This window comes from Bacteroides sp. 41_26 (assembly GCF_949740115.1).
Lineage (GTDB): Bacteria > Bacteroidota > Bacteroidia > Bacteroidales > Bacteroidaceae > Bacteroides > Bacteroides nordii.
On record NZ_CATJGZ010000103.1, the window covers coordinates 1 to 23,267 of the forward strand.

The 23,267-nt window shown below is 42.6% G+C and carries 12 protein-coding genes and 1 tRNA gene; all 13 read left to right on the forward strand.

Features of this window, described 5'->3' with window-relative positions; all coding sequences use genetic code 11:
• The first annotated feature begins 8 nt into the window (after window positions 1-8).
• The 13 genes from QX565_RS15615 (at window position 9) to QX565_RS15675 (ending at window position 23,231) form a co-directional block, all read left to right on the forward strand.
• Window positions 9-81 (forward strand) — tRNA-Gly (locus QX565_RS15615).
• A 313-nt stretch (window positions 82-394) separates the two neighbouring features.
• The gene (locus tag QX565_RS15620; RefSeq protein WP_321029029.1) at window positions 395-3,067 is read left to right on the forward strand and encodes an outer membrane beta-barrel protein; all 2,673 of its coding nucleotides are present in this window, start codon (window positions 395-397) and stop codon (window positions 3,065-3,067) included.
• 107 nt (window positions 3,068-3,174) lie between these two features.
• Window positions 3,175-4,236, forward strand: a complete 1,062-nt coding sequence (locus QX565_RS15625) for an efflux RND transporter periplasmic adaptor subunit (RefSeq protein ID WP_221650190.1) — start codon at window positions 3,175-3,177, stop codon at window positions 4,234-4,236.
• A gap of 10 nt (window positions 4,237-4,246) precedes the next feature.
• Window positions 4,247-7,285 carry an efflux RND transporter permease subunit gene (locus QX565_RS15630; protein ID WP_289293424.1) on the forward strand — a complete coding sequence of 1,013 codons (3,039 nt, stop codon included), beginning with the start codon at window positions 4,247-4,249 and terminating at the stop codon, window positions 7,283-7,285.
• Window positions 7,282-8,595, forward strand: a complete 1,314-nt coding sequence (locus QX565_RS15635) for a TolC family protein (protein WP_289293425.1) — start codon at window positions 7,282-7,284, stop codon at window positions 8,593-8,595. Before QX565_RS15630 ends, QX565_RS15635 begins: the two co-directional genes overlap by 4 nt.
• A 39-nt stretch (window positions 8,596-8,634) precedes the next feature.
• Entirely contained in the window at window positions 8,635-9,681 is a 1,047-nt protein-coding gene (locus QX565_RS15640; RefSeq protein WP_221650193.1) for a sensor histidine kinase, read from the forward strand.
• Window positions 9,674-10,462, forward strand: coding sequence for a LytR/AlgR family response regulator transcription factor (locus QX565_RS15645; RefSeq protein ID WP_002559950.1), 789 nt, complete (start codon window positions 9,674-9,676; stop codon window positions 10,460-10,462). Before QX565_RS15640 ends, QX565_RS15645 begins: the two co-directional genes overlap by 8 nt.
• Before the next feature lie 132 nt (window positions 10,463-10,594).
• Window positions 10,595-13,429, forward strand: a complete 2,835-nt coding sequence (locus QX565_RS15650; RefSeq protein ID WP_289293427.1) for a glycosyl hydrolase family 28-related protein — start codon at window positions 10,595-10,597, stop codon at window positions 13,427-13,429.
• A gap of 304 nt (window positions 13,430-13,733) precedes the next feature.
• Window positions 13,734-15,308, forward strand: coding sequence for a DUF362 domain-containing protein (locus QX565_RS15655; RefSeq protein ID WP_289293429.1), 1,575 nt, complete (start codon window positions 13,734-13,736; stop codon window positions 15,306-15,308).
• Between the two features lie 120 nt (window positions 15,309-15,428).
• On the forward strand, window positions 15,429-17,639 hold the full coding sequence (locus QX565_RS15660) for a DUF362 domain-containing protein (RefSeq protein WP_289293430.1): 2,211 nt from the start codon (window positions 15,429-15,431) through the stop codon (window positions 17,637-17,639).
• 18 nt (window positions 17,640-17,657) lie between these two features.
• A complete protein-coding gene (locus QX565_RS15665) occupies window positions 17,658-19,031 on the forward strand; it encodes a glycoside hydrolase family 28 protein (RefSeq protein WP_289293431.1) in 1,374 nt (457 codons plus the stop codon).
• Window positions 19,032-19,043: 12 nt separating this feature from the next.
• Window positions 19,044-20,972, forward strand: a complete 1,929-nt coding sequence (locus QX565_RS15670) for a glycoside hydrolase family 97 protein (RefSeq protein WP_289293432.1) — start codon at window positions 19,044-19,046, stop codon at window positions 20,970-20,972.
• 108 nt (window positions 20,973-21,080) lie between these two features.
• Window positions 21,081-23,231 (forward strand): glycoside hydrolase family 31 protein, encoded by a 2,151-nt coding sequence (locus QX565_RS15675; protein ID WP_221650198.1) that lies wholly within the window; start codon window positions 21,081-21,083, stop codon window positions 23,229-23,231.
• Window positions 23,232-23,267 lie beyond the last annotated feature (36 nt).

Here is a 23,267-nt window from a genome sequence, read left to right on the forward strand (position 1 = left end):
CCGCAATCGCGGAAATAGCTCAGTTGGTAGAGCATAACCTTGCCAAGGTTAGGGTCGCGAGTTCGAGTCTCGTTTTCCGCTCAGAGTTAAAGAGAGTATTTCGGATAAAACCGGGATACTCTCTTTTTTTTGTTTATTTTTCTTTACCCCCCCCGAATCGGCATGTACCTTCTTTGTTAATTGAGTAATTGTTCTGTGTATATAAGCCTAAACTTTAATAAAACTTAAAAATAACACTTCTGTTTTAACCTTGTTATCTTTATAAACTCTAATCTGTAAACGGCGGAACTATTTAACAATAACATCTAATACAAGTCCATTGAATATAAGTAGGTATATAGGTTGCTTTCAGGTTCTTTCAATTTTTTGTGTATTACAACTGGCATGCACAACAATGAAGATTAAGGCACAGTCCGGTAAAGTGGTGTTTACCGGACGTGTTCTTGACGAAGAGACCCGCGAACCGGTACCTTATGCTGCTGTTCAGATCTATGTATTGCCCGATAGTACGTTTATTACCGGAGGAGCTACTGGAGCTGACGGTCGTTTCTCTCTTTCTGCTACTGCCCGGAAAGCAGTAAAAATATCCATTCATGTATCTTATGTAGGTTATACGGCAATAGACCGTACACTGAATTATAATGACAGGAAGATCGGTGACATATGTCTGGCTCCCGATGGGTTTATGCTCGAAGAAACTGTTATTACGGGCAAGGCTCCGATGGCAGTTACAGAGAATGATACGACAGTATATAACTCTTCTGCTTTTCGTACACCTGAAGGTTCTATGCTCGAGGAACTTGTGAAGCAGTTGCCGGGAGGAGAGATTACTGCCGATGGTAAGCTGATGATCCAGGGAAAGGAAGTGAAAAAGATATTGGTGGATGGTAAGGAATTCTTTTCGGATGATCCACAAGCAGCATTGAAGAATCTTCCGGTGGAAATGGTGGAGAAGTTGAAAGCATACGAGCGGAAGTCTGATCTGGCACGTCTTACAGGAATTGATGACGGTGAAGAAGAGATGATTCTCGATCTCTCTGTGAAGAAGGATATGAAGAAGGGCTGGATGGATAATTTTCTTGGTGGCATGGGAAGCAAAAAACGTTATGAAGTGGCGAACACAATGAACCGTATTCGTGAGAACTCCCAGCTCACAGTGATTGCTAATTGGAACAATACAAATAATCAGGGCTTTTCGGAACTTCAGCAACAGTCATCCAATGCTACAGGAAATACCCGTGGCAGGGCAGGAATGGGGACTTCCCGTTCATTGGGATTTAACTTCAGTAAAGATTGGGGGAATGTTAAATTCAGATCAAATGTACAGTATTCCGGAATGGATCGTGAGGAGGAGAGTAAGACGCTGACCGATAATTTTATGAAAGCGGAAAAGTCTATAACCAACAGTACGAGCAGTAGCCGAAACAGAAATGACGGAGTAACGGGAAATGCTTATCTGGAATGGAAGATAGATACGGTAACCAATCTTATATTCCGTCCTACGTTTCGCTATTCAACGGCCGACCGTAGAGGAGCCAGTTATCAGAAGAGTTGGTCGGGAGAGGAAGAACTGAACGAAAAAGAGTCCTCCAACTGGTCGGAGAGTTCGCAATACAGTCTGGCATTGATGTTGCAGGTGAACCGTAAACTGAATACCAGAGGGCGTAATGTTGCTTTGAAACTGGATTATGGTACAAATGCTTCTACATCAGACCGCTTGAATTATGCCACCACCCGTTATTTTAAAACCGGTACGGAGAAAATATTGAATCAGAAGATTGATAATAAGACGGATGGGGATAATTATCGTATTCAATTGGTATATGTAGAACCGTTACCTTGGGCACACTTCCTGCAACTTCGTTATAGTTATCAGCATCGTACATCGAACTCTGATCGTAAGGCTTATAACTGGAATAAGGAGTTGGAGGATTTTACAGAAGATCCGGATACGCTGAATAGTAACTGTTTTGAGAATCAATATTCCAATCATCTCGTTAATCTTTCGGTCCGCACTACACAGAAAATGTATAATTATAACGTAGGGGTTGATCTTGAACCACAAAAGTCCGTTAGTGATAGTTATGTATTGGATGTATTGAAATACAGCCTTCCCCGAAGTGTACTCAATTTCTCACCGACCGTTAGTTTCCGGTATAAGTTTTCCAAACGTACGCGTTTGCAAATAACGTATCGTGGAAAGAGTCGCCAACCCTCTGTCCGTGATTTGCAACCTATTTCTGACCAAACCAATCCGTTGAATATCCGCATGGGTAATCCTTCGTTGAAACCTTCGTATACCAATACCTTCAATCTTAATTATAATTCTTATAATGTGAAGTATCAACGCAATATGGTGTTGCAACTTACCGCTGAGAATACGCTGAACAGCGTCACTAATCAGGTTACTTATGATAGTGAAACCGGTGGACGTACTACTATACCAGTCAACATGAACGGCAATTGGGAAGCACAGGGCTCTTTTTCACTGAGTACTCCTTTCAAGAACAAGAATTGGTTGGTACGTACGTATTCCCAACTTCGGTTTAGTAATAAAAACGGATATACTACACTTAATAAAGAAGAGCCGCAAAAGAGTTCTGTCCGCCATCTGACAGCACGGGAGAGACTCAATCTCACTTATCGAACCAAACAGATTGAAATTGGTGCCCGGGGTTCTGTTGTCTACAATAACTCATACAATAATGTGAAAAGTATTCGTACAGAAACCTTCAACTATCAGGCGGGAATGAATGTACAATGCTATCTTCCCTGGGGTTTTGAAGTGTATAGTGATGCTGTGTGGAATCTGCGTTCGGGATACGGGCAAAACGAGGGCAATGATTATCTGATGTGGAACGCACAACTCTCCAAATCTTTTTTCAAACGGAAACAATTGTTGCTGCGATTCAAGATTTATGATATTCTGCAACAAGAGAACGCACTGACACGTACTATCACAGCAACTTCCATACGGGACACTGAGTCCAACGTATTGGGGAGTTACTTTATATTCCATGTTATCGTGAGAATAAATAAGATGGGCGGTAAAGTGAAGCGTAAGTAACTCAGTCCTTTATTTTTCCGTTTCAGTCTCCAATATTCCGTTTCGGTAAATCTTTTCCTTTCTTTCAGAAAACTAACTCGTACGTTTACTCCCAAAATGTGTAATCAATGAATATGAAGGAGTTAATGTATCTCTTCCTCACTGTCACCTTTCTGGCTTCGTGTAGCACAGAGCAGAAAAGTAAAAAAGAGGAAGCTATGCCAGTGAGAGTATTTTGTGCCGAACGGGCAGTTAGTGAACCGGACAGAGAATTTACTTTCCTGTCTCAACCGTTTAAGTCTACCGAGCTTTCTTTTCGTGTAGGTGGTCCTGTATTGAATTTTGATGTCAGGTCTGGTCAGCTTTTCCGTAAAGGAGAGGTGATAGCTTCTATTGACGACCGCGATTTTAAAGTACGTAAAGAGAAAGCGGAAGCTGTGTATCAACAGGCAGAAGCAGAATATAAGCGAATCGCTGCATTGTATGAGAAGGAAAATATCTCAGCCAGTACTTATGAGAAAGCAAAAGCAGATTGTGTCATAGCCCGTGCCGTATACCAAACGGCAGCTAATGAATGGGAGGACACCCGTCTGTATGCCCCTTTTGACGGATATATCCAGACGGTGAATATAGAGCGATATCAGGAGGTACGTGCTTCGCAACCTGTGGTTAGTTTCATAGATCTTTCACGTCTGAAAATAGAGGCTTATATCCCTGAAAATATGGCTGTTATTCTGCAAAAACAACTTGCTGTCTCCTCGGGTAGCGGGTTAAAGTTCCGCTTTGATGCATTGAAAGATAAAGTTTATACTACTACGGATGTAGAAGTGTCTAAAAGTACTACCTCCAATAATCTTTCTTTTCTGTTAACAGCTGTTCTCGATAATCGGAATAATGAATTATTGGGTGGTATGAGTGGTACGCTAACAATCACACTTCCTGGTGATTCAACAGTAGAAAAGGAATCCGTTTTTATTCCTCAATTGGCAGTGTGTCATCGCCCTACGACAGGAACTTTTGTATGGAAACTGACAGAAGATAACCGGGTACAGACTGTTCCTGTGAATATAGGGGATTTAAAGAACGATAACAAAATAGAGGTTGTATCAGGGCTTTCTGCGGGTGATGTAGTTGTACTAAGCGGGCTTGGATTTCTTTCGGAAGGCCGGGAAGTAAACGTTATCAAATAAACAAAGAGGTATGAAAAAAATTGTTGCATTCTTTTTGAAGAATCGTGCTTTTGCAATGCTGATTTTGTTTCTGGTATTAGCGGGAGGACTCTATTCGTATTTTAAAATGGGTAAACTGGAGGATGCGCCTTTTACCATTAAGCAGGCACTTGTGACTACTGCTTATCCGGGTGCATCACCTCATGAGGTACAGATACAGGTCACTGATGTGCTTGAAGAGGCTATTCAGTCGTTGGGCGAATTATACTATCTGAAAACGGATAACCGTGCCGGATTATCAAAAATTACTGTATATGTCAAGAAAGAAATTCGTGCAGATGAAATGCAACAGTTGTGGGATAAACTTCGTCGTAAAGTGAATGATGCACAATCCAAGCTTCCTGCGGGTGCTGCCACCTCGGTAGTGAACGATGACTTTGGGGATGTCCTTGGAGTATTCTATGGCTTATATGGTGAAAAGTATTCGTATCGAGAATTGGAAGATCAGGCCAAAAGCATAAAAAATGAACTGCTTAAAATTAAAAATGTAGCTAAAGTAGAAGTTTTTGGTATTCAAAATCCTGTAATCGAGGTGTTGGTACAACCTTCATTAATGGCTCAGACGGGCATAACGACAGCGGATATAGTCCGTGCATTCGATAAACAAAACAAGGTTGTGGATGCAGGAGCTGTTGAGAATGGGAATAATCGCCTTCGTATTGAAGCACGTGGTAGTTTCACTAATCTGGAAGAGATTGAAAATATGACAATTATCTCCGGAACCGGAGAATACTTTCGGCTGAAGGAGGTGGCAAACCTCAGTGAGGAGTATATGCGTCCGGCGCGTAATCTGATGAAGATTAATAATACGCCTGCCCTGGGTATTGCTATTTCTACCGTGGCGGATGGAAATGTAGTCGATATGGCTGCTCTTGTAAAGGAGACAGTGGAACGTATCAGCACAGAGATGCCTGACGGATATAAACTGACCCCAATCTATGATCAGGGATATGAATCAGCGGTTGCTAATGATGGTTTTATTCTGAATCTGATTATTTCTGTTATTACGGTGGTGGCAGTGTTGCTTTTCTTTATTGGTTTCAAGAATGGTGTACTGATAGGGAGCGGACTGGTGTTTTCTATTTTGGCAACTCTTATTTATATGCATGCCAACGGTATCGCTCTGCAACGTATGTCTTTGGCAGCTATTATCATTGCTATGGGGATGCTTGTAGACAATGCCATTGTAGTATTTGATTCGGCATTGATGAATATGGAACGGGGAATGCGGAAACGTAATGCTATCATGAAAGCAATATCCGATACAGCCATACCTTTGCTTGCTGCTACGGTGATTGCCATTCTGACATTTATGCCGGTTTATCTTTCTCCTGATATTACGGGAGAACTGCTTTCGTCTCTTTTCATTGTAATAGCAGTATCATTGTTGTTTAGTTGGGTATTTGCCATTACGCAAAACGCTCTTTTTATCGAACTGTTTGTGAGACGTCCTCGTCCCGAAGAATTGAAAAGCGAACTTTATCAGGGGAAAGTATACAATTGGTTCCGGAAGATGTTGGAATATACCATTCGGCGGAAGTATCTTCTGTTGGGAGTAATGGTCGGTTTGTTATTCTTTTCGGGATGGGGATTTCATTTTATTCCGAAACGATTTACACCACAACTTAATAAGCAATATTTCACGATTGATATGTGGATGCCCGAAGGGACGAAAATAGAGCAGATGGAAGCTGCTACTAAAGATATATCCGACTTCTTGGAAAGCTTTGAAACAACCCGGCAGGTATCTACATTTATCGGTCAAACTCCTCCGCGTTTTTATTTGGCTAATACGTCTTTTGGTCCTCAGCCCAATTATGCACAGTGTATTGTTGAAGCACGTTCGCCGGAAGAAGCACGTGAGTTACAGGCAGTACTTCGTGATACGGTAGGCAGACAATTCCCGGATGTCTTTATGAGAGTAAACCGTTTTGAGTTGAGTACAGTGCCACAGGCATTGATAGAAGCCCGTTTCTGTGGTCCGGACGAAGCAATACTGGATTCATTGACAGAGTTGGCGCTTGGTGTGATGCGTCGCAATCCGAAAGTTGCGAATGCCCGTAATGAATGGGGAAATATGGCCATGATAGTGCAGACGGATTATGAATCGGTACAAGCGGGGCAGTTGAATATCGGTAAAGATAATATGATGGAAGCGACAAAAGCGATTGGGGATGGAGTGTCGGTTGGTATTTATCGTGACAATGAGAAAAAAGTACCGGTTTTGCTGAAGTCGGACATGTCCCGTGAAATGAACCTTGATCAATTGGGAGATCTTGCTGTATGGAACGGAATCCACTCGGCTCCATTGGCACAGGTAACCAAAGACATCCGTATCGGCTGGGAATATCCTTTGATACGTACCTACAACCGGCAACTATCTATGGCGGCCATGTGTGACGTGCAACCGGGACATACCATGGCGGAAGTGCATGCTGAAATAAAAGACGAGATAGAGAAGATACAGCTTCCGGAAGGGTACACTTTCTTTTGGGATGCACAATACAAAACGCAGAAAGAAGGAATGGCTGCATTAACGAAGTTCTTTCCACTGGCATTATTGTTATTGATTCTTATTTTGGTAGCCCTGTTCCGCAACTATCGTCAGCCATTGATCACTTTCCTGATTTTGCCACTTTCAGTAATAGGAGTTGTATTTGGTCAGCTGGTGACAGGGACGGAATTTGGCTTTTTCAGCATAGCAGGATGGTTGGGATTGTTGGGTATGATTATTAAAAATGTGATTGTATTGCTGGATGAGGTAAATATTCAGCTTCGTACCGGAGTAAAACCATATACAGCTATTATTGAGTCTACCGTGTCACGTGTACGCCCGGTATTGATGGCAGCGGTAACGACCATACTGGGTATGGTACCACTTCTTTTTGATGTAGTATTTGCAGGTATGGCTGCAGCTATTGTGTTCGGACTGACATTTGCTACATTACTTACTTTGTTTATTACTCCAGCGTTGTATGCTGTATTTTATAATGTAAAAAAGGAATTATGAATATAGAAAAGAAAGTGTTTCAGTTAATAATATCGGCAATGTTTTTTGTTGTTCCCGTTTATGGGCAGCATAGCGAGTTACTGAGTCAATATCGTAACCGTGCTTTGCAATATAATCAGGACATGAAAGCTGCCGAAAAGAATATTGCTTTAAGTAAAGAGTTGGAGAAATCTGCCAAAACAGAATATAAGCCAAAGCTTTCTGCCGGAGCAAATTTCAATTATACGGGTAATCCGATAGAACTTTCATTAGATTTACCTTCTTTGGATAATCCACTCCAATTTGAAGGGCGACACATGAAATATGGAGCTTCCGTTTCACTGACTCAGCCGTTGTACACCGGAGGACGTATCCGCGAAGGAGTGAAAAAAGCAGAGGCAGAAAGTCGTCTGGCTCTTAATCAATCGGAGATGATAAAGTCTGATATCTGTTACGAAGCAGATTTACGCTATTGGAGTACGGTGGCACGTAATGAGATGGTAAAGGTTACCCGCCGGTTTACCGGATCGGTAGAAGAATTAACCAAGGTGGTACGTGAGCGGGTAGAAGTACAACTGATAGACCGTAATGATCTGCTGATGGCAGAAGTCAAATTGAATGATGCCCGTTATCAGTTGATGCAGGCAGAGAATAACTACGAGGTGGCACGTATGTCACTTAACTCTTTTATAGGAGTTGATTATAATTTAATGATACCGATTGACACATTGGTATCTCCGATCCATGAGGTTGGTAGTCTGCCTGCCTATATGAATCAGGCAGGTAATAATCGGCCGGAATTGCGTATGGCACAAGATAAGATTTCAATACAGGAATCGGCACATAAGCTCAATCAGTCGCAGTTCCTGCCACAGTTCTATGTGGGGGTAGATGGTAGTTATAGTTCTCCGGGATATAATTTTAAAGCAGATCTTGATCCTAATTACGCTGTATATGCTAAAGTCAGTATTCCTTTATTTGAATGGGGAAAACGTCGTAATGAGAAACGAGCGGGAGAGTATCGGGTAGCTATCGCAAGAGAAAATTTCAGTAAGGTCAAAGATGTGGTGAGCCTTGAAGTGCAATCGGCTTACTACAATTATGTGCAGGCTGTGGAGCGAGTGACACTAACAGAGAACTCTCTGATGAAAGCTCGGGAGAACGAAGATATGGCTCTGGAACGTTATCGTGAAGGCAAGATGTCCGTTGATGGTGTATTGGATGCACAAATGTTTCATCTGACGGCACAAATGAATTTTGTACAGTCGCGTCTGACGGCTCAGATCAGTTATTCGGCATTTGTACGGGCATTGGGACTGTTATCAATATAAATGTTTATCTTTGTACTTATATAATTATTCCTGTGTTTTATGAGAACTTTTCATCCCCGATATGTCCGGTTATTGAATGTCCTGCTTTTCTCCGGGTTAGGATGTTTCTCGTATTTGCTGCTGGCACTTTATTCGGATTTACCTAAACGTGACGATCTGGATTTTACTTCATTGGGCTTTATCATTGGCGTAATGCTGGCTTTCAATGCAATGGGCTTCTGTATTATTCTGGTAGACTCATGGTTAAAGCGCGGATTTCTTTTCTTTGTTGAAAAGCGTAGAAGAGTATTACTGTATTATGTCGGATTGGGGATATTATTATTTCTTTTGAACTATCTGTTGTTCGTAGGTCTGAAGTGGATGGCGGATGTCGATCGCCTGTTTTATATTCGCTGGTCCGGTATACGGTTACTTTTACTTGTTTGGTTGGTAGAGATGGTGATTATCGGATTGACGGCAACTAATAATTTCTATCGGCATACCATTGTACTTTATAAGCGGAACAGAAGTTTGGAAGAAAGTTCTATCGAAGCACAGTATCAGGCTTTGCAAAGCCAGCTCAATCCACATTTTCTATTTAATAGCCTCAACACATTGATTTCTGAAATAGAGTATAATCCTCAAAATGCCGTACAGTTTACACAACACCTGTCCGATGTGTATCGTTATATTCTTCAATGCCAGCAGCAGCGCCTCACAACGTTGAGTGATGAGTTGGAGTTTCTTAATTCGTATATTTTTCTGCATCGTGTCCGTTTGGGCGATTGTATCTGTGTAGATTGTCGGTTGGATGAATCATTGTTGGAAAGTAAATTGCCTCCACTGACACTTCAACTACTTGCCGAGAATGTAATAAAGCATAATATGATTTCTATTCGTAATCCTATGGTTATTTCTATTACTTATTCAGAGGCAGAAGACCGGTTGGTGGTGAGCAATAGCCTTCGTCCTAAAAAGTCTGTACAGTCCTCGGGCATAGGATTGAGAAATTTATCTTCTCGTTATCGTCTTATATGTGGAAGAGAGATAACTATTGAACATACATCCGATTTATTTTTTGTTAAAATACCATTGTTGCATGAATAACCCTATTGTCCGGGCAGCTATAATTGAAGATGAAATACCTGCTGCCCGTTTACTGAACAGAATGCTGGCAGAACTTCGTCCGGAATGGGAGATACTCTTGTTGCCTGGCAATATTGAAGAGGCTGTGGAGTGGTTTGGTGAGAATCCACATCCCGATATTCTTTTTTTGGACATTCAGTTGATGGATGGTAACTCTTTTCTCTTTATTGAGAGGGCTTCTCCTCAAAGTATGATTGTGTTTACAACGGCTTTTGATACTTATGCCGTTCGTGCTTTCACTGTCAATAGCATCGATTATTTATTAAAGCCGATTCACCGGGAACGTTTAGCCGATACTTTGGATAAATTTGATACTTTACACAGCCGGTATCCTGAGAATGAATTTAGTCATCAGAATGAAATGCTGGAAGTGTTACGTACTCTTTCAAGTCCGGTGAAACGCTATCGTACCCGTTTTCTTATTTCAGTGGGCGAAAGACTGATAACACTTCCGGTGAGTGATGTGGCCTATTTCTATTCGGAGAACCGGGTGACATTTGCCGTTACCCGGCAAGGGAGGGAATATATTGTAGATTTCTCATTGGATAAATTGGGAGAACAATTGGATCCGGATAACTTTTTTCGTACTAACCGGCAGACGCTTGTAGAAATAAATGCTATCCGTAAAATAGAGCCTTATTTTCAAAACAAAGTAGTGGTAGAGGTCGTTCCCCCATTCAAAGACAAAATATTGGTAAGTAAGGAGAAGATAGCTTCATTTAAGGTTTGGCTCAATTATTGACTCTTGTTTCTACATTTATGATATAAAATTGAAAGCCTTTGCGACAACACTGCAAAGGCTTTTTTCTTTTTTCCGTTAGCTTTGCCGCTGTGATAAAGTTAATTGAGAATTAAAACTATTTTAGAGGATTGAATGATGAATTCTATTACACGAAAAACACCTGTGCTTTGGTTTGCTTTATGTTGTCTGGGAATGAGTGCACAGGCAGCTTCCGGGCTTACTCCCTGGGTCTTGAAAGCAGATTCTTTATTATTATCTTCCGGAACGACGTACCGATATACAGTAGATACTCCCGAGGGGGAGGGACTGGTTTCTACTTTACCTTCCGTTACTGAATTAGTAGAACTTTTTTCCGAATCGGAAAAAGCTGTTTGCCGGGTGACGGATATGCATGGTAATATCAAGGTAGATAGAATGCCCCAGGAAGGTGATCGTATGGAATTAGTTTCTCCACAGGGAAAAGTCACTAGACGATGGATGATTGGAATAAGAAATGCTGCTCTTCCGGCACAGTTGTTATTGCACCGGGAACAGGCTACAGTAAATGCGCCGGGTAACATTGTTCTTGATTTCCGGGCCGGACAGCGCAGTCCGATGGTGAAGGTAGAGATACGTGTCCCGGCAGGTATCGTTGTGACACTTGATAATACAACCGTGAACGTGATAGGACGTGGTGAAGTGTTATTGCGTGATCTGCCTAAACAATCGATAGGGCGTACCGGAACTCACTATTCATATAATAAAGTGGGGAATGTGATCCTGCGGGATGAAGGTGACCGGGGAACGGTGATTGTGTTTAGTGGCCTTGATTTTCGGCCTTCAAACGGTCCGGATCTGCGGATCTGCTTTCGTGGAGTAGCTCCGGTGCATAAAGGAATAAATCGCTTTGAAGCTATCTATACAACTTCGAAGCCGGAAGCGTTACAGAGTCCTGTTGCTGTAGCAGACCTGGAAGGCATAACCACTGTTGCTGATCTTGTACGTACTCCGTTACGTGATTTTGCGTATCGTCCCGGACAGGAATATACGTATGCCTCTTTTTCTTGGACTCCGCCTCACAATGCTTCTTCTGTAGAACTGCTTCAATCGGCAGATGGTGGGAATACATGGACAACAGCCCGGGCAGAAGTAACTCCTGATAGTCGTGAAACAGCTGCGAATGGATTGGAACCGAATCGCCTGTATGCTTTCAAACTTCGTGTAACAGGAGGACAGAATAAAGGAGAATCCAACATTGTATGGTTTTATACCGGACGAAAAGATATCAGAGATTATCGTGTAAAAGGAGATGGAGTAACCGATGATACGGAAGCTATCAATGAGGCAATTATCAATATGAACCGTCTGGGAGGTGGCATACTTCGGTTTACTAAAGGAACCTATAATGTACGTACTATCCATTTGCAAAGTAATGTGTGGCTGCATCTGGATAGTGATGCTACGATACAAGCATTACCTGGTGCCGATGCTCCCGAGACTACCTGGTTTAGTGATCGTGCTTATCGTTCAGGGCTCTCGCCCACAGATCCGCGTCCTTATGCCGACCCGGAAAATTATCTTACGAAACAAGATGTAGGACATACTTTCTTTCGCAATTGTATGTTCTTTGGAGAACGAATTGACAATGTAAAAATTGTAGGTACGGGGCGTATTACCGGTAATGGTAATATTGTAACTTCAGATAAGGTGATGAATAATTCTCCGGAGAAACGTAGTGATAAAATGTTTTCTTTAAAGTTATGTACGAATGTAGAGATTGGCGGATGGGATATAAAGAAGGATATGTGGTATGATCCGGAAAAAGATAGACCTTATTATATAGAGGGAGATAACAGGCTATATAGTGACAGTACAATGCTGCATATTGATCAGGGAGGGCATTTTGTGTTGTTGGCTACAGGTACAGATGGTATTCATGTACATGATACTTACTTTGCAAAACATAGCACAAAGAATGCTCGCGATATTTATGATTTTATGGCATGCAATGATGTGACAGTAACGAATATCTACTCTAAAGTAAGTTCGGATGATATTGTAAAACCCGGTTCGGATTGTTCATTGGGCTTTACCCGTCCGGCACGCCATTACATGGTGAGGAATATTGTAGGAGATACTAACTGTAATCTCTTTCAGATAGGATCAGAAACGGCAGATGATATTCAGGATCTGTATGTAGATAATATATATGTGTTGGGTGCTAATAAGGCGGGTTTTTCTATTTCTACCAATGATGGTGGCCATGTGAAGAATGTTTATCTGAATAGCGGTAAAACAGGTTCTATACATTCCCGTTCGGTAATGCGTCGTACAAGAGCACCCTTCTTTATCTCTATTTCCAATCGTGGGCGCGTACTGGGAGCTGATGTTGCTCCGTTTACTTTCACTGAAAATGGGGTGGTGCGTAAGGAGTTGCTTGTAACCAATTCTAACATTGGTCAGGTAGAGAATATTGTTATCTGTGGGGTGGATATTGAAGAGGTCTATGGTGGTAGTTCATTTCGTGGTGACCGTTGGAAAGCTTATGACGGCTCACAAAGTAAAGCGACTCCTATCATTGCAGGGTTTAAACTGCCTGATTCGGACGTAGTGGAAGGTGGGTTGACATTCCGTCTGCCGGATGGGAACCATACAGGATATATCAATAATGTGCAATTTCACGATGTAAGTTTAAAAGTAAAGGGAGGACACCCTTCGGAAGATGCAAAAGCATATCCACCGGAGATAGGAGTAGGTCGCTATAATGTAGGGGACCTGAAGATACAGCCGGCGTTTGGGTTCTGGGCACGCCACGTCAAAGGTTTCTTATTGAAAAATTGTCATATTACTTCCGAACAACCGGATGGACGCTATGCTGTAGTGATGGATGATGTGATAGGAGGTGAGATAGAAAACTTGCAGGTGGATAAAGGAATATCGGATAAAGATGAAGTGAAATTGATAAATTGTGAAGACATAAGACAGTGATTTTCTTCTCATCAGAGCGGACCCTTCCTAACAGTATATGTAACGAGGTATAACGATATATGTAATGGAGCATAACAATATATGTAACGAAGCACTAAGTATTATTACTTAAGTAATACTTCAAATTTAATTCATACTATGATAGCGTTTTATTAAAACGCAAATGATCGCAGATTATCGTAAATGAGATAGCTTGCTGTACTTGAGAGACGATATTCTTTGCGTGAATTTGTGATAATCTGCGTTTCAATGATACGATCATTTAATTAGGATACAGTACTTATTATAATTAATAGTTAAAGAAATGATAAAGAAGATATATCTCTATTTCAGGCAGAAAGCTGAGAGTTGTAGCAGAGCCAGGTGGTATCACATTTTCCTCTTTTGGGGGTTGGGTATCTCTTCTACAGTTTGGTTTCTGGTTCGTGTGGTTCCTAAGCCTTCGCGGGCTACCTATCCTTGTATGCAGGCAGCTGCTCCTGTGATGTCTGCTTTTGTTGTCTATCTGTTGTCTTTTACAGGTGCATGGTTCAGTTACCGGAAGATGAAGCAGGCATTGCATGCACGTCATTATCTTTATACAACGTTGTTTTTCTTTTTATTGATATTCTTCGGAGGTATGATGGCGATAGAGAACAGTGGAGAGATGCTGGCACAAATCGTTCTTCCTGTTAGTGAACCGAAGATGGCATGGGGAAAGAATAACCCGGTGGGTACGGCAAAAGGAATTTATCCCGGTCGTGTTGTCTGGTCACATGCTCCCGGGGCTGCAACATGGGAGAAAGGTACTGGTTTCTGGTATGAAGACCATTACACTAACCAGTCGGATGCAAATTGGTTAGTGGTACAGTCTCTTCTTTCTTTGACAGGTGAGAAAAGTGAGGAGAAAGCATGGAATGCTCTGTTTTCCTACTTTAATCGTGAACATGGCAAAGGTAGTAAGGGATATCGGAAAGGAGAAAAGATTGCCATTAAGATCAATCAGAACAATACGTTTTCGCATGATGACTCCGAAGAACTGAATGCTTCTCCGCATCTTGTACTTTCCTTATTGCGTAGCCTGATATACGAAGGGGGGATTCCTCAACAACAGATAACGGTGTTTGATGCGAGTCGCTTTATCACTCATACTTTATTTAAAAAATGTCATGCAGAGTTTCCTGATGTAGCTTATCTGGATAATGAAGGGGGTAACGGACGGGTGAAATCAACCTATATCTCCGATGCTATACCTTACTCGGTTGATAATGGAAAACTGGCTCGCGGTTTGGCTCGTTGTGCTGTTGAGGCCGATTATCTTATCAATATGGCTTTATTGAAAGGACATGGAGGACAAGGTGTTACGCTTTGTGCAAAAAACTGGTATGGCGTTACTGATATTGATCGTAATTTCCGTAAGAATCAGCATAATAACTTTAATCAGGATCGTGGCGGACGTCCGCGATATATGACGTTTACTGATTATATCGCTCACAAAGATTTGGGGCAGAAGACCATGCTTTATCTTATTGACGGGCTTTATGGATCAGAAAAGGTGAATGGTGCTCCTTCCGGGAAATGGAAGATGGAACCCTTTGGTGGCAATTGGCCCTGTTCTTTGTTTGCTTCGCAAGACCCTGTAGCAATTGATGCTGTAGGTATTGATTTTCTTTGTGCGGAATTTCCACGGATGGCAGATGTGAATTACTGTGATATGTATCTTGTGGAAGCAGCATTGGCAGATAATCCGCTATCCGGCACTTTCTATGATCCCGAACAGGACGGAACAGGTGTACGAAGCCTTGGTGTATTGGAACATTGGAATAATCCTGTGGATAAACAGTACAGTCGCAATTTAGGACAAGTGGGCGGAATAGAACTGGTATATAAGAAGAAATAAGTGTTTTTATTGATGTATGAGACGATTTCTATAGTATTTGAATGAATACTTAAAATCGTCTCTTTTTTATATAACTACTTTTGTGACGTAATAAAGTGAGAACTTAATGTATCTGATAATATGAAAAAGATAAAGAATTGGTTTTTCAAAACCTGTCCCCGAAGTGGACGAATTGTGGGTATTAATAAAAAGAATGTGGTTCTTAAAATCTGCTTCCCATTAATGGGGTTAACGGCACTAATCTGGTTTCTCATTCGAGTAGTACCTAAACCTTCACGCATTGCTTATCCCTGTCAGCAAGTGGCAGCGCCACTGGCTTTTTCTTTTCTGGCTTTTTTCAGTAGTACATTATTAGGGTGGGGGGCCTGGAAGAAATTTCTTCAACTCCGGAATTCACGACATTTCTATAAGGGGCTTGCTGTACTTTTTGCCGGTGTTTTACTTTCGGGTACATTATATATAATGTCGGTAGATAATTCTTTGTTCGGACAGGCGATTGGTAAGCAGATAGATAATGGTTCGGATATGGGTACTTTTACTCCGACAGATAAACCCAATACACCGATGGGAGTGGCGCGGGGGATTCATCCGGGACGTGTAGCTTGGGCACACGATCCGCAGGCAGCGGTCTGGGATGGTGAACACGGACTTTATTCTGATGCGGATAATAACAGTCAGACCCGTGTATGTGACATGATGGAGGGAGTCATCATTTCGCTGACCCACCAAAAAACAATAGACCGTGCCTGGGATGAACTGTTCCGTACCTTTAATAAGAAAAAAGGTAAAGGGGCTACAGGATATAAAGAAGGAGAAAAAATAGCTATAAAAGTAAATTTGAATGATAATGGCGGAAGCAATATAATAGATGCTACTCCACAATCTGTTTATGCACTTCTGCATCAGTTGGTCGATATAATGAACGTACCTCAGCACTGCATTACGGTATATGATGCACAGCGCCGTGGTATCTCTGCCATCTATACTTACCTGCAACCGGTTTATCCCGATGTGGTTTATCAGAATTGGGGAGGTTTTGTACCCGATATCATTCACTATTCAAGTGAAATAACCGATCCGGGTGCAATGAGTTTGGCGCGTGCTGCCTATGAGGCGGATTATATGATTAATATGGCATTGATGAAGCGGCATTCCCGTCCTACTGACAATTGGAAGGACAGTGCAGGGCAGACCGGAATAACGGCTACCGGTAAAAATCAATTCGGCTCCATTGGCAATGTTTCTCCTTTGCATCTGTCCATCCGCGACTGGTCTAAGTTTCGGGGGATGGGAACATATAATAGCATTGTTGATTTGATGGCACATGAACGTTTGGGAGGAAACACGCTTGTATACATTGTAGATGCTATGTATGTGAATCCTATTCATAATGGGCGTGCTGTTCGTTTCAAACGCGCTCCCTTTAATGACGGATGGACATCAAGTTTTTTGGCTTCCAATGACCAGGTAGCTATAGAGTCGGTGGTACTGGATTTTATACGTTCGGAGATGCCTGTTGCTGCCAATGCAGACAACTTTATGCATGAAGCGGCGAATATAGGAAATCCTCCTTCAGGAATCAGATATGAAGGACGGGCACAGAAGAGCCTGGGGGTACATGAACACTGGAACAACCCGGATGACCGTATGTACTCGCGTAATCTGAAGACAGGTAAGGGGATTGAACTTTATCGTGTTCCTCTGGATGCAGGGCGTCCCGCTATTGAATATTTTTATTCCGACTGTATTTCCCAAATAGAAGATCAACCCGTCACTTTGTATTGGAAAACATCAAATGGAGAAGAGGTCTTATTGAACGGAGAGACTGTGGCTGCCAACGGTTCTTGTGTAGTGAAACCGGAGACATCATTAATGTATGAACTGGTTGTGAAGAAAGGTGGAATGGTGCAAGCTGCACAGAAACTGGTTGTCAGGAGTTTTACAGATACACGTTGTTATGATGTAAAAGAAGCACAAACCGAAGGTTCTGCCGTTGTTGAAGCCGGAGGCTTTGCAGAGTTTCGGGGTGAAAAAGGGAGTTCTAAAGGAGCGCTGACATGGCAGATTGACGTACCTGTAACAGGAGAATATTATTTGTTGTTTTCTTATTCGGGTGGTAGTCCGGTACCTTCTTACCTATACCTTAACGATCAGTTGGTAAGTGAGAATATTGGTTATTTGGCTACGTCGGGTAGTAAAAAAGGAGAGTTTGCTTTTCCGGTGACATTGACTGCCGGAAAGAATTCTATGAAGTTGGAACATTTGGGAAAACGTAGCAATCGCATTTATTCGGTAACGGTAGCGAGAGAGAAGAAACTAAAAAACTTATAAACTAAAAACTCACAACTTATGACGACAAAAAGACTCTGTATTTTTCTATTCACGATGCTGTTCCTGATTACAGGTGCATCTGCAGAAACTTTTAATGTGAAGAAATACGGTGCCCGTGGTAATGGGAAGAAGCTGGATTCTCCTGCTATTCAAAAGGCAATCGATGCCTGCCATAAGGCTGGAGGTGGCACGGTACTCGTTCCGGCTGGTACCTATCTTTCGGCTACGATTGTACTGAAAGATAATGTGACCTTGCATTTAGAAAAGGATGCTTTGATTTTGGGTACTACGGATTATAAAGCCTATGATAATCTCGATCCTTTTATGGAAGGCTTGGGCATTGATGTCGGTTGGGCATTGTTGGTGGCTGTTGACGCAAAGAATGTCACTCTTGAAGGAGAAGGCAGTATCGACGGTCAGGGCTCTGCACTAAAAGAAAGACACATCAAAGTGGATACACGCCCCGAGGGTGAGCGTTGGGGACTTCGTCCCTTTTTGCTTCGCCTGGTACGTTGCGAAGGGGTAACTGTACGTGATGTTACCTTGAAGTATGCCGGTGCTTGGACTTCCCACTACTTTCAGTGTCACAATGTGAAGATAGACAATGTAACGATTCGTAGTTTCGGGGTTGCACACAATGACGGAATTAATATCGACGGTTGTCAGCATGTGCGTATCAGCAATTGTGATATAATCAGTGGTGATGATGCACTTTGCTTCAAGACAACTTCCAGTAAAATGGGATGTGATGATATCGTTGTAGAGAATATGAAGCTCAAAAGTAATCAGGCTGGTATTAAGATGGGTACGGAATCCATGGCTGGTTTCGAGAATATTCGTATCAGTAACTGTCACATTTATGATACAAAGAATGGAGGGATCAAGCTTTTCTCGGTAGACGGAGCTCACCTGCGTAATGTAGAAATCTCAGATATCACGATGGAAGAAGTACGCACTCCGATGCTTTTCCGTCTCGGTGCCCGTTTGAGTGTATTTCGTAAAGGACAGGATACACAACAACCGGTGGGGGTATTTGAAAATGTCATGATCCGGAATGTAAAAGCTGTAGCTGCTGATAAAGCACAGCTCACTCCTCCCTCCGGTATTCTTATTACTGGTATTCCAGGACATTACATCACTAATCTGACACTTGAAAATATACAGATTCGTCTGCTCGGTACGGGAACTTCCGAAGATGCTCTCTCTAAAGTGCCGGAGGCAATAGATCAGTATCCGGAAGTAAAAACCTTTGGCCCGAAGATTCCGGCTTATGGTGTTTGGGCACGTCACGTACGCGGATTGAAACTAAAGAACGTAACCTTTGAACTAAAGAATCCCGATGCACGTCCTGAGATTATTTGTGAGGATGGTGATATGGAAATATACAAATAAAGACAAAATATTATGAAAGCAATCTTTTATTCGTTAATTCTCTTTTGTTGTCTGGGATGCCGGGCTGAGAAAGAGTGGACGTTGGCTTCACCCGATGGTGCAGTACGCTTTGTTGCAACACAGGTACCGGAAGGTGAAGGGACAACTATACTTCAATATTCCGTTTATTGTGGTGACTCATTAGTAATCAATCCTTCCCGTCTCGGGCTTGTGATGGATGGGATAGAATATGGGAAAGATGCGTGCCCCGTTGGAAAAGCAGTAGTGAAAACAATTAATGAACCTTATGAGCTGAAGGCAGGCAAACAACTCCGGACTGTTAATGCTTGTCGGGAGATGACGATTCCTTTTGACAATTTTCAGTTGATTGTACGGGCATACGATGATGGTATTGCCTTCCGTTACGCCTTTACACAAGAGGATGATGGGAAACAACATACGATAACAGATGAGTTAACAGAATTTTCAGTACCTGCCAACGGCAAAGCATGGATTCATCCGTATGACTGGAATGAACGTCACAAACCAAGTTACGAGCAGTATTCAAAGAACGGAATTGCTATCAACACCGAAGCTTCCCACGGTCGTGGCTGGGCTTTTCCGATGCTTTTTAATACCAATGACTGCTGGATGATGATTACTGAGGCTTATTTGGACGGTTCTTATCCAGCTACACATATTGATAACTCGGGGAAAAACAAAGCATATAAGATACGTTTTCCTGAGATAGAAGAACCTGTTGTTCCAGATGCGGTAGAGCCTGTTTCTACATTCCCTTGGTATACGCCTTGGCGTGCTATTATCGTGGGTAAGGAACTGAATACGGTTTTCCGTACACAGATGGTTGCTCATTTGAATCCGCCGTCAGTGATAGGTGATGATTCCTGGGTACTTCCGGGACGTGCTTCCTGGAGTTGGTGGTATGCCGGTGGAACAACCCGTGATTATAAGACGCAGATAAAGTATGTGGACTTTAATCATGCGATGGGCTGGGAGTATGTATTGATTGATGCCGGATGGCAGCGAATGGGTAATGGAGGTACGATGGAAGATGTGGTGAAGTATGCCGGAGAAAAAGGAGTAGGCGTTTGGCTATGGTATCATTCCGGTGCAGGAAGGGAGACAGATAGCATTCCAACACATCGTCTGATGTCCGATCCTGTATTGCGTCGGGCAGAAATGGAACGTATCAGCAGGTTGGGAGTAAGAGGTATAAAGGTAGATTTCTTCGATACGGATAAACAACGTATCATTCAGCTTTATCCGGCTATATTAAAAGATGCTGCTGAATTCTATTTGCTTGTTGATTTACATGGAGCAACTTTGCCCCGTGGATTTGAACGGACCTATCCTAATCTGATGACTACAGAAGCCATACGCGGAGCAGAGACATTAGGACGTCAGGAGCGTTGTGACCGGGCAGCAGAACACAATGCTACTGTACCTTTCACGCGGAATGTAGTGGGTTCAATGGATTATACACCCGTTACTTTTTCCGATAAGGTACGGCAGGGGATACCGGCTATCCGCCAGACAACGGTAGCACATCAACTGGCACTTGCCGTGGTCTTTGAATCCGGTTTTCAGTGTTATGCAGATAGAATAGAGGCATATGAAGAATTGCCGCGTATGCCCAAACTCTTCTTGAAAGATGTGCCTGCTGTTTGGGACGAAAGCCAATTGTTGGCAGGTTATCCGTCAGATTTTGCAGTGGTAGCACGTCGTAAAGGAAAAGTTTGGTATGTGGGTGGTATCAACGGAAAAAATGAAGATCGCGAGTTAGAATTCTCTTTACCGGAGGCTTGCAAGGAGTTGTCTTCTACGTGGATTACTGATGGGAAAGATAAAGATTCTTTCGGAAACGAAGTAATCTCTGTAGTAGATGGAAAAGTAAAAGTGAAGTTATTGGCAAACGGTGGGTTTGCGGGAACGATTAGATAATAGTTGACAGTTGATAATTGACAGTTGACAGTTGGCTGCGCTGTCACGCTGCACAGTAACTGTCAACTGTCAATTGTTCACTGTCAATTGAATTAAATAATTATAAAAATGAAAAGATACATTGTAACCTTTGTCCTGTCCATATGGACAGTCGCGCAGCTTGCTGCACAAATAAGCTGGGAACAGGTGGCTCCCGGTGTCTGGAAAGGAGTTGTAGGAACTCCCGAGAGTTATTCATTGTTGCAAGTGGCAGGTACTACTCCTAAAATGGAAGGTTTCAGCCGTTTACCGGAGGTGACGTTACCTGCTTTTGCTTCTGAAATAAAAGGTGATATTCAAGATGGTCAGACAGCTTTGCGTATTCCCTTACAGAGAAAAGAGCAACTGTATGGTTTTGGACTTAACTTCCAAACTGTACATCAACGTGGTAAAATCCTGAATCTGCATGTAGACCATTACGGTGGTAAGGACAATGGACGTACGCATGCTCCGGTTCCTTTTTATGTTTCCAGCCAGGGCTATGGTGTATTTATTAATTCGGCACGTTATATTACCGTATATGCCGGAAGTGGTGCACTGAAAGACAGTCCCAATGCTCCGGTAGCGAAAGATCGTAATACGGATAAATCCTGGTCGTCACGCCCTTATTCGGATGCGGTTTCTATTCTTGTACCTGCACCGGGGACAGAGATATATCTTTTTGCCGGTCCTACTCCAATGGATGTAGTACGTCGTTACAACCTTTTCTGTGGTGGCGGTACGTTACCTCCACGTTGGGGACTCGGTTTTACACAACGTACGCAAAAGCTATACACTGCCGAACAAGTAAAACAAGAGGCTGATGAATTTGAACGTCAGGGATATCCATTGGACTTTATTGGTCTGGAGCCGGGATGGCAAAGCAAAGCATACCCTTGCACCTTTGAATGGGATGCTACGCGTTATCCCGATCCTTCGGGTTTTGTAAAGGACATGCTCGACAAAGGCGTGCGTATCAATCTGTGGACAAACCCGTATGTGTCTCCTGATTCAAAGCTATATAAGGATATGTATCCTGTAAGTGGTTCACATACGGTGTGGTGCGGTATTGTTCCCGATTTGGCTGGTGAGAAAGCACGCTCTTTATGGAAAAATAAACTGAATAAAGAGCATGTAGGTATAGGTGTAAGTGGTTATAAGGTAGACGAAGTAGACGGATATGATTACTATCTCTGGCCGGATGTGGCTACTTTTCCTTCGGGAGTATCTGCCGAACAGATGAGGCAGACTTATGGGCTTTGGGTACAGCGCACAACAGCTGAGCTTTACAAGGCACGCAATCAACGTACATTCGGTTTGGTGCGTGCATCAAATGCCGGAGCATCTTCTATGCCTTATGTTATTTATAATGATTATTATAGTCACCCGGACTTTATTACAGCATTGATCAACTCCGGATATTGTGGGGTATTGTGGACTCCGGAGGTACGTAGCTCCAAGTCTGCGGAAGATTGGTTACGCCGTTTCCAGTCAGTTGTTTTTTCTCCGATGGCAATGATTAATGCGTGGAGTAGTGGTACGAAACCCTGGACATTTCCGGAGGTTGCCGAACAAGTGAAAGAGTATGCGTTGCTTCGTATGCAGATGATGCCTTACTGGTATACGGAATTTGCGCGTTATCATTTTGATGGTATTCCTCCTTTCCGTGGTATGAGTTTGGAAGCCGGATTCAATCCGGATGCGGCGGTAACAACAGAACTGAAGGAGAAGAGTTTGGAAGATAATCCCTATCTGGAAGCCGTGACTAAAGAAATAAAAGACCAATATATGGCAGGTGAATATTTACTGGTAGCACCTATGTTTAAGGGGCAGACGGAGCGTAAAGTCGTACTGCCACAGGGTGATTGGTATGATTTTTATACCGGTGCATATGTTGGTAATGGAGAGACAATAACAGCAACTCCGGGACTGGATCGTATTCCTGTATATGTGAAAGACGGAGCTATCATTCCGATGATGGAGCCGATGCTTCATGCACCGAAACCGGGAGTAAAAGTGAACCTGGAAATTCGTCACTATGGGAAAGCAAATGGCTCTTATCGTCTGTATGATGATGATGGTGAAACATTTGATTATGAGAAGGGAGTATACGCATGGAGAGATATTAATGTGGTACGTGAAAAGAACGGTAAACTGAAGGGTACTATTTCGAAAGCTGAAAAAGGAAAACCGGACTCAGTAGGAAAGGTGACTTGGCGATTTATGACAATTGACAATTGATAGTTGACAATTGACAGTTGCTATGTAGATGATAGT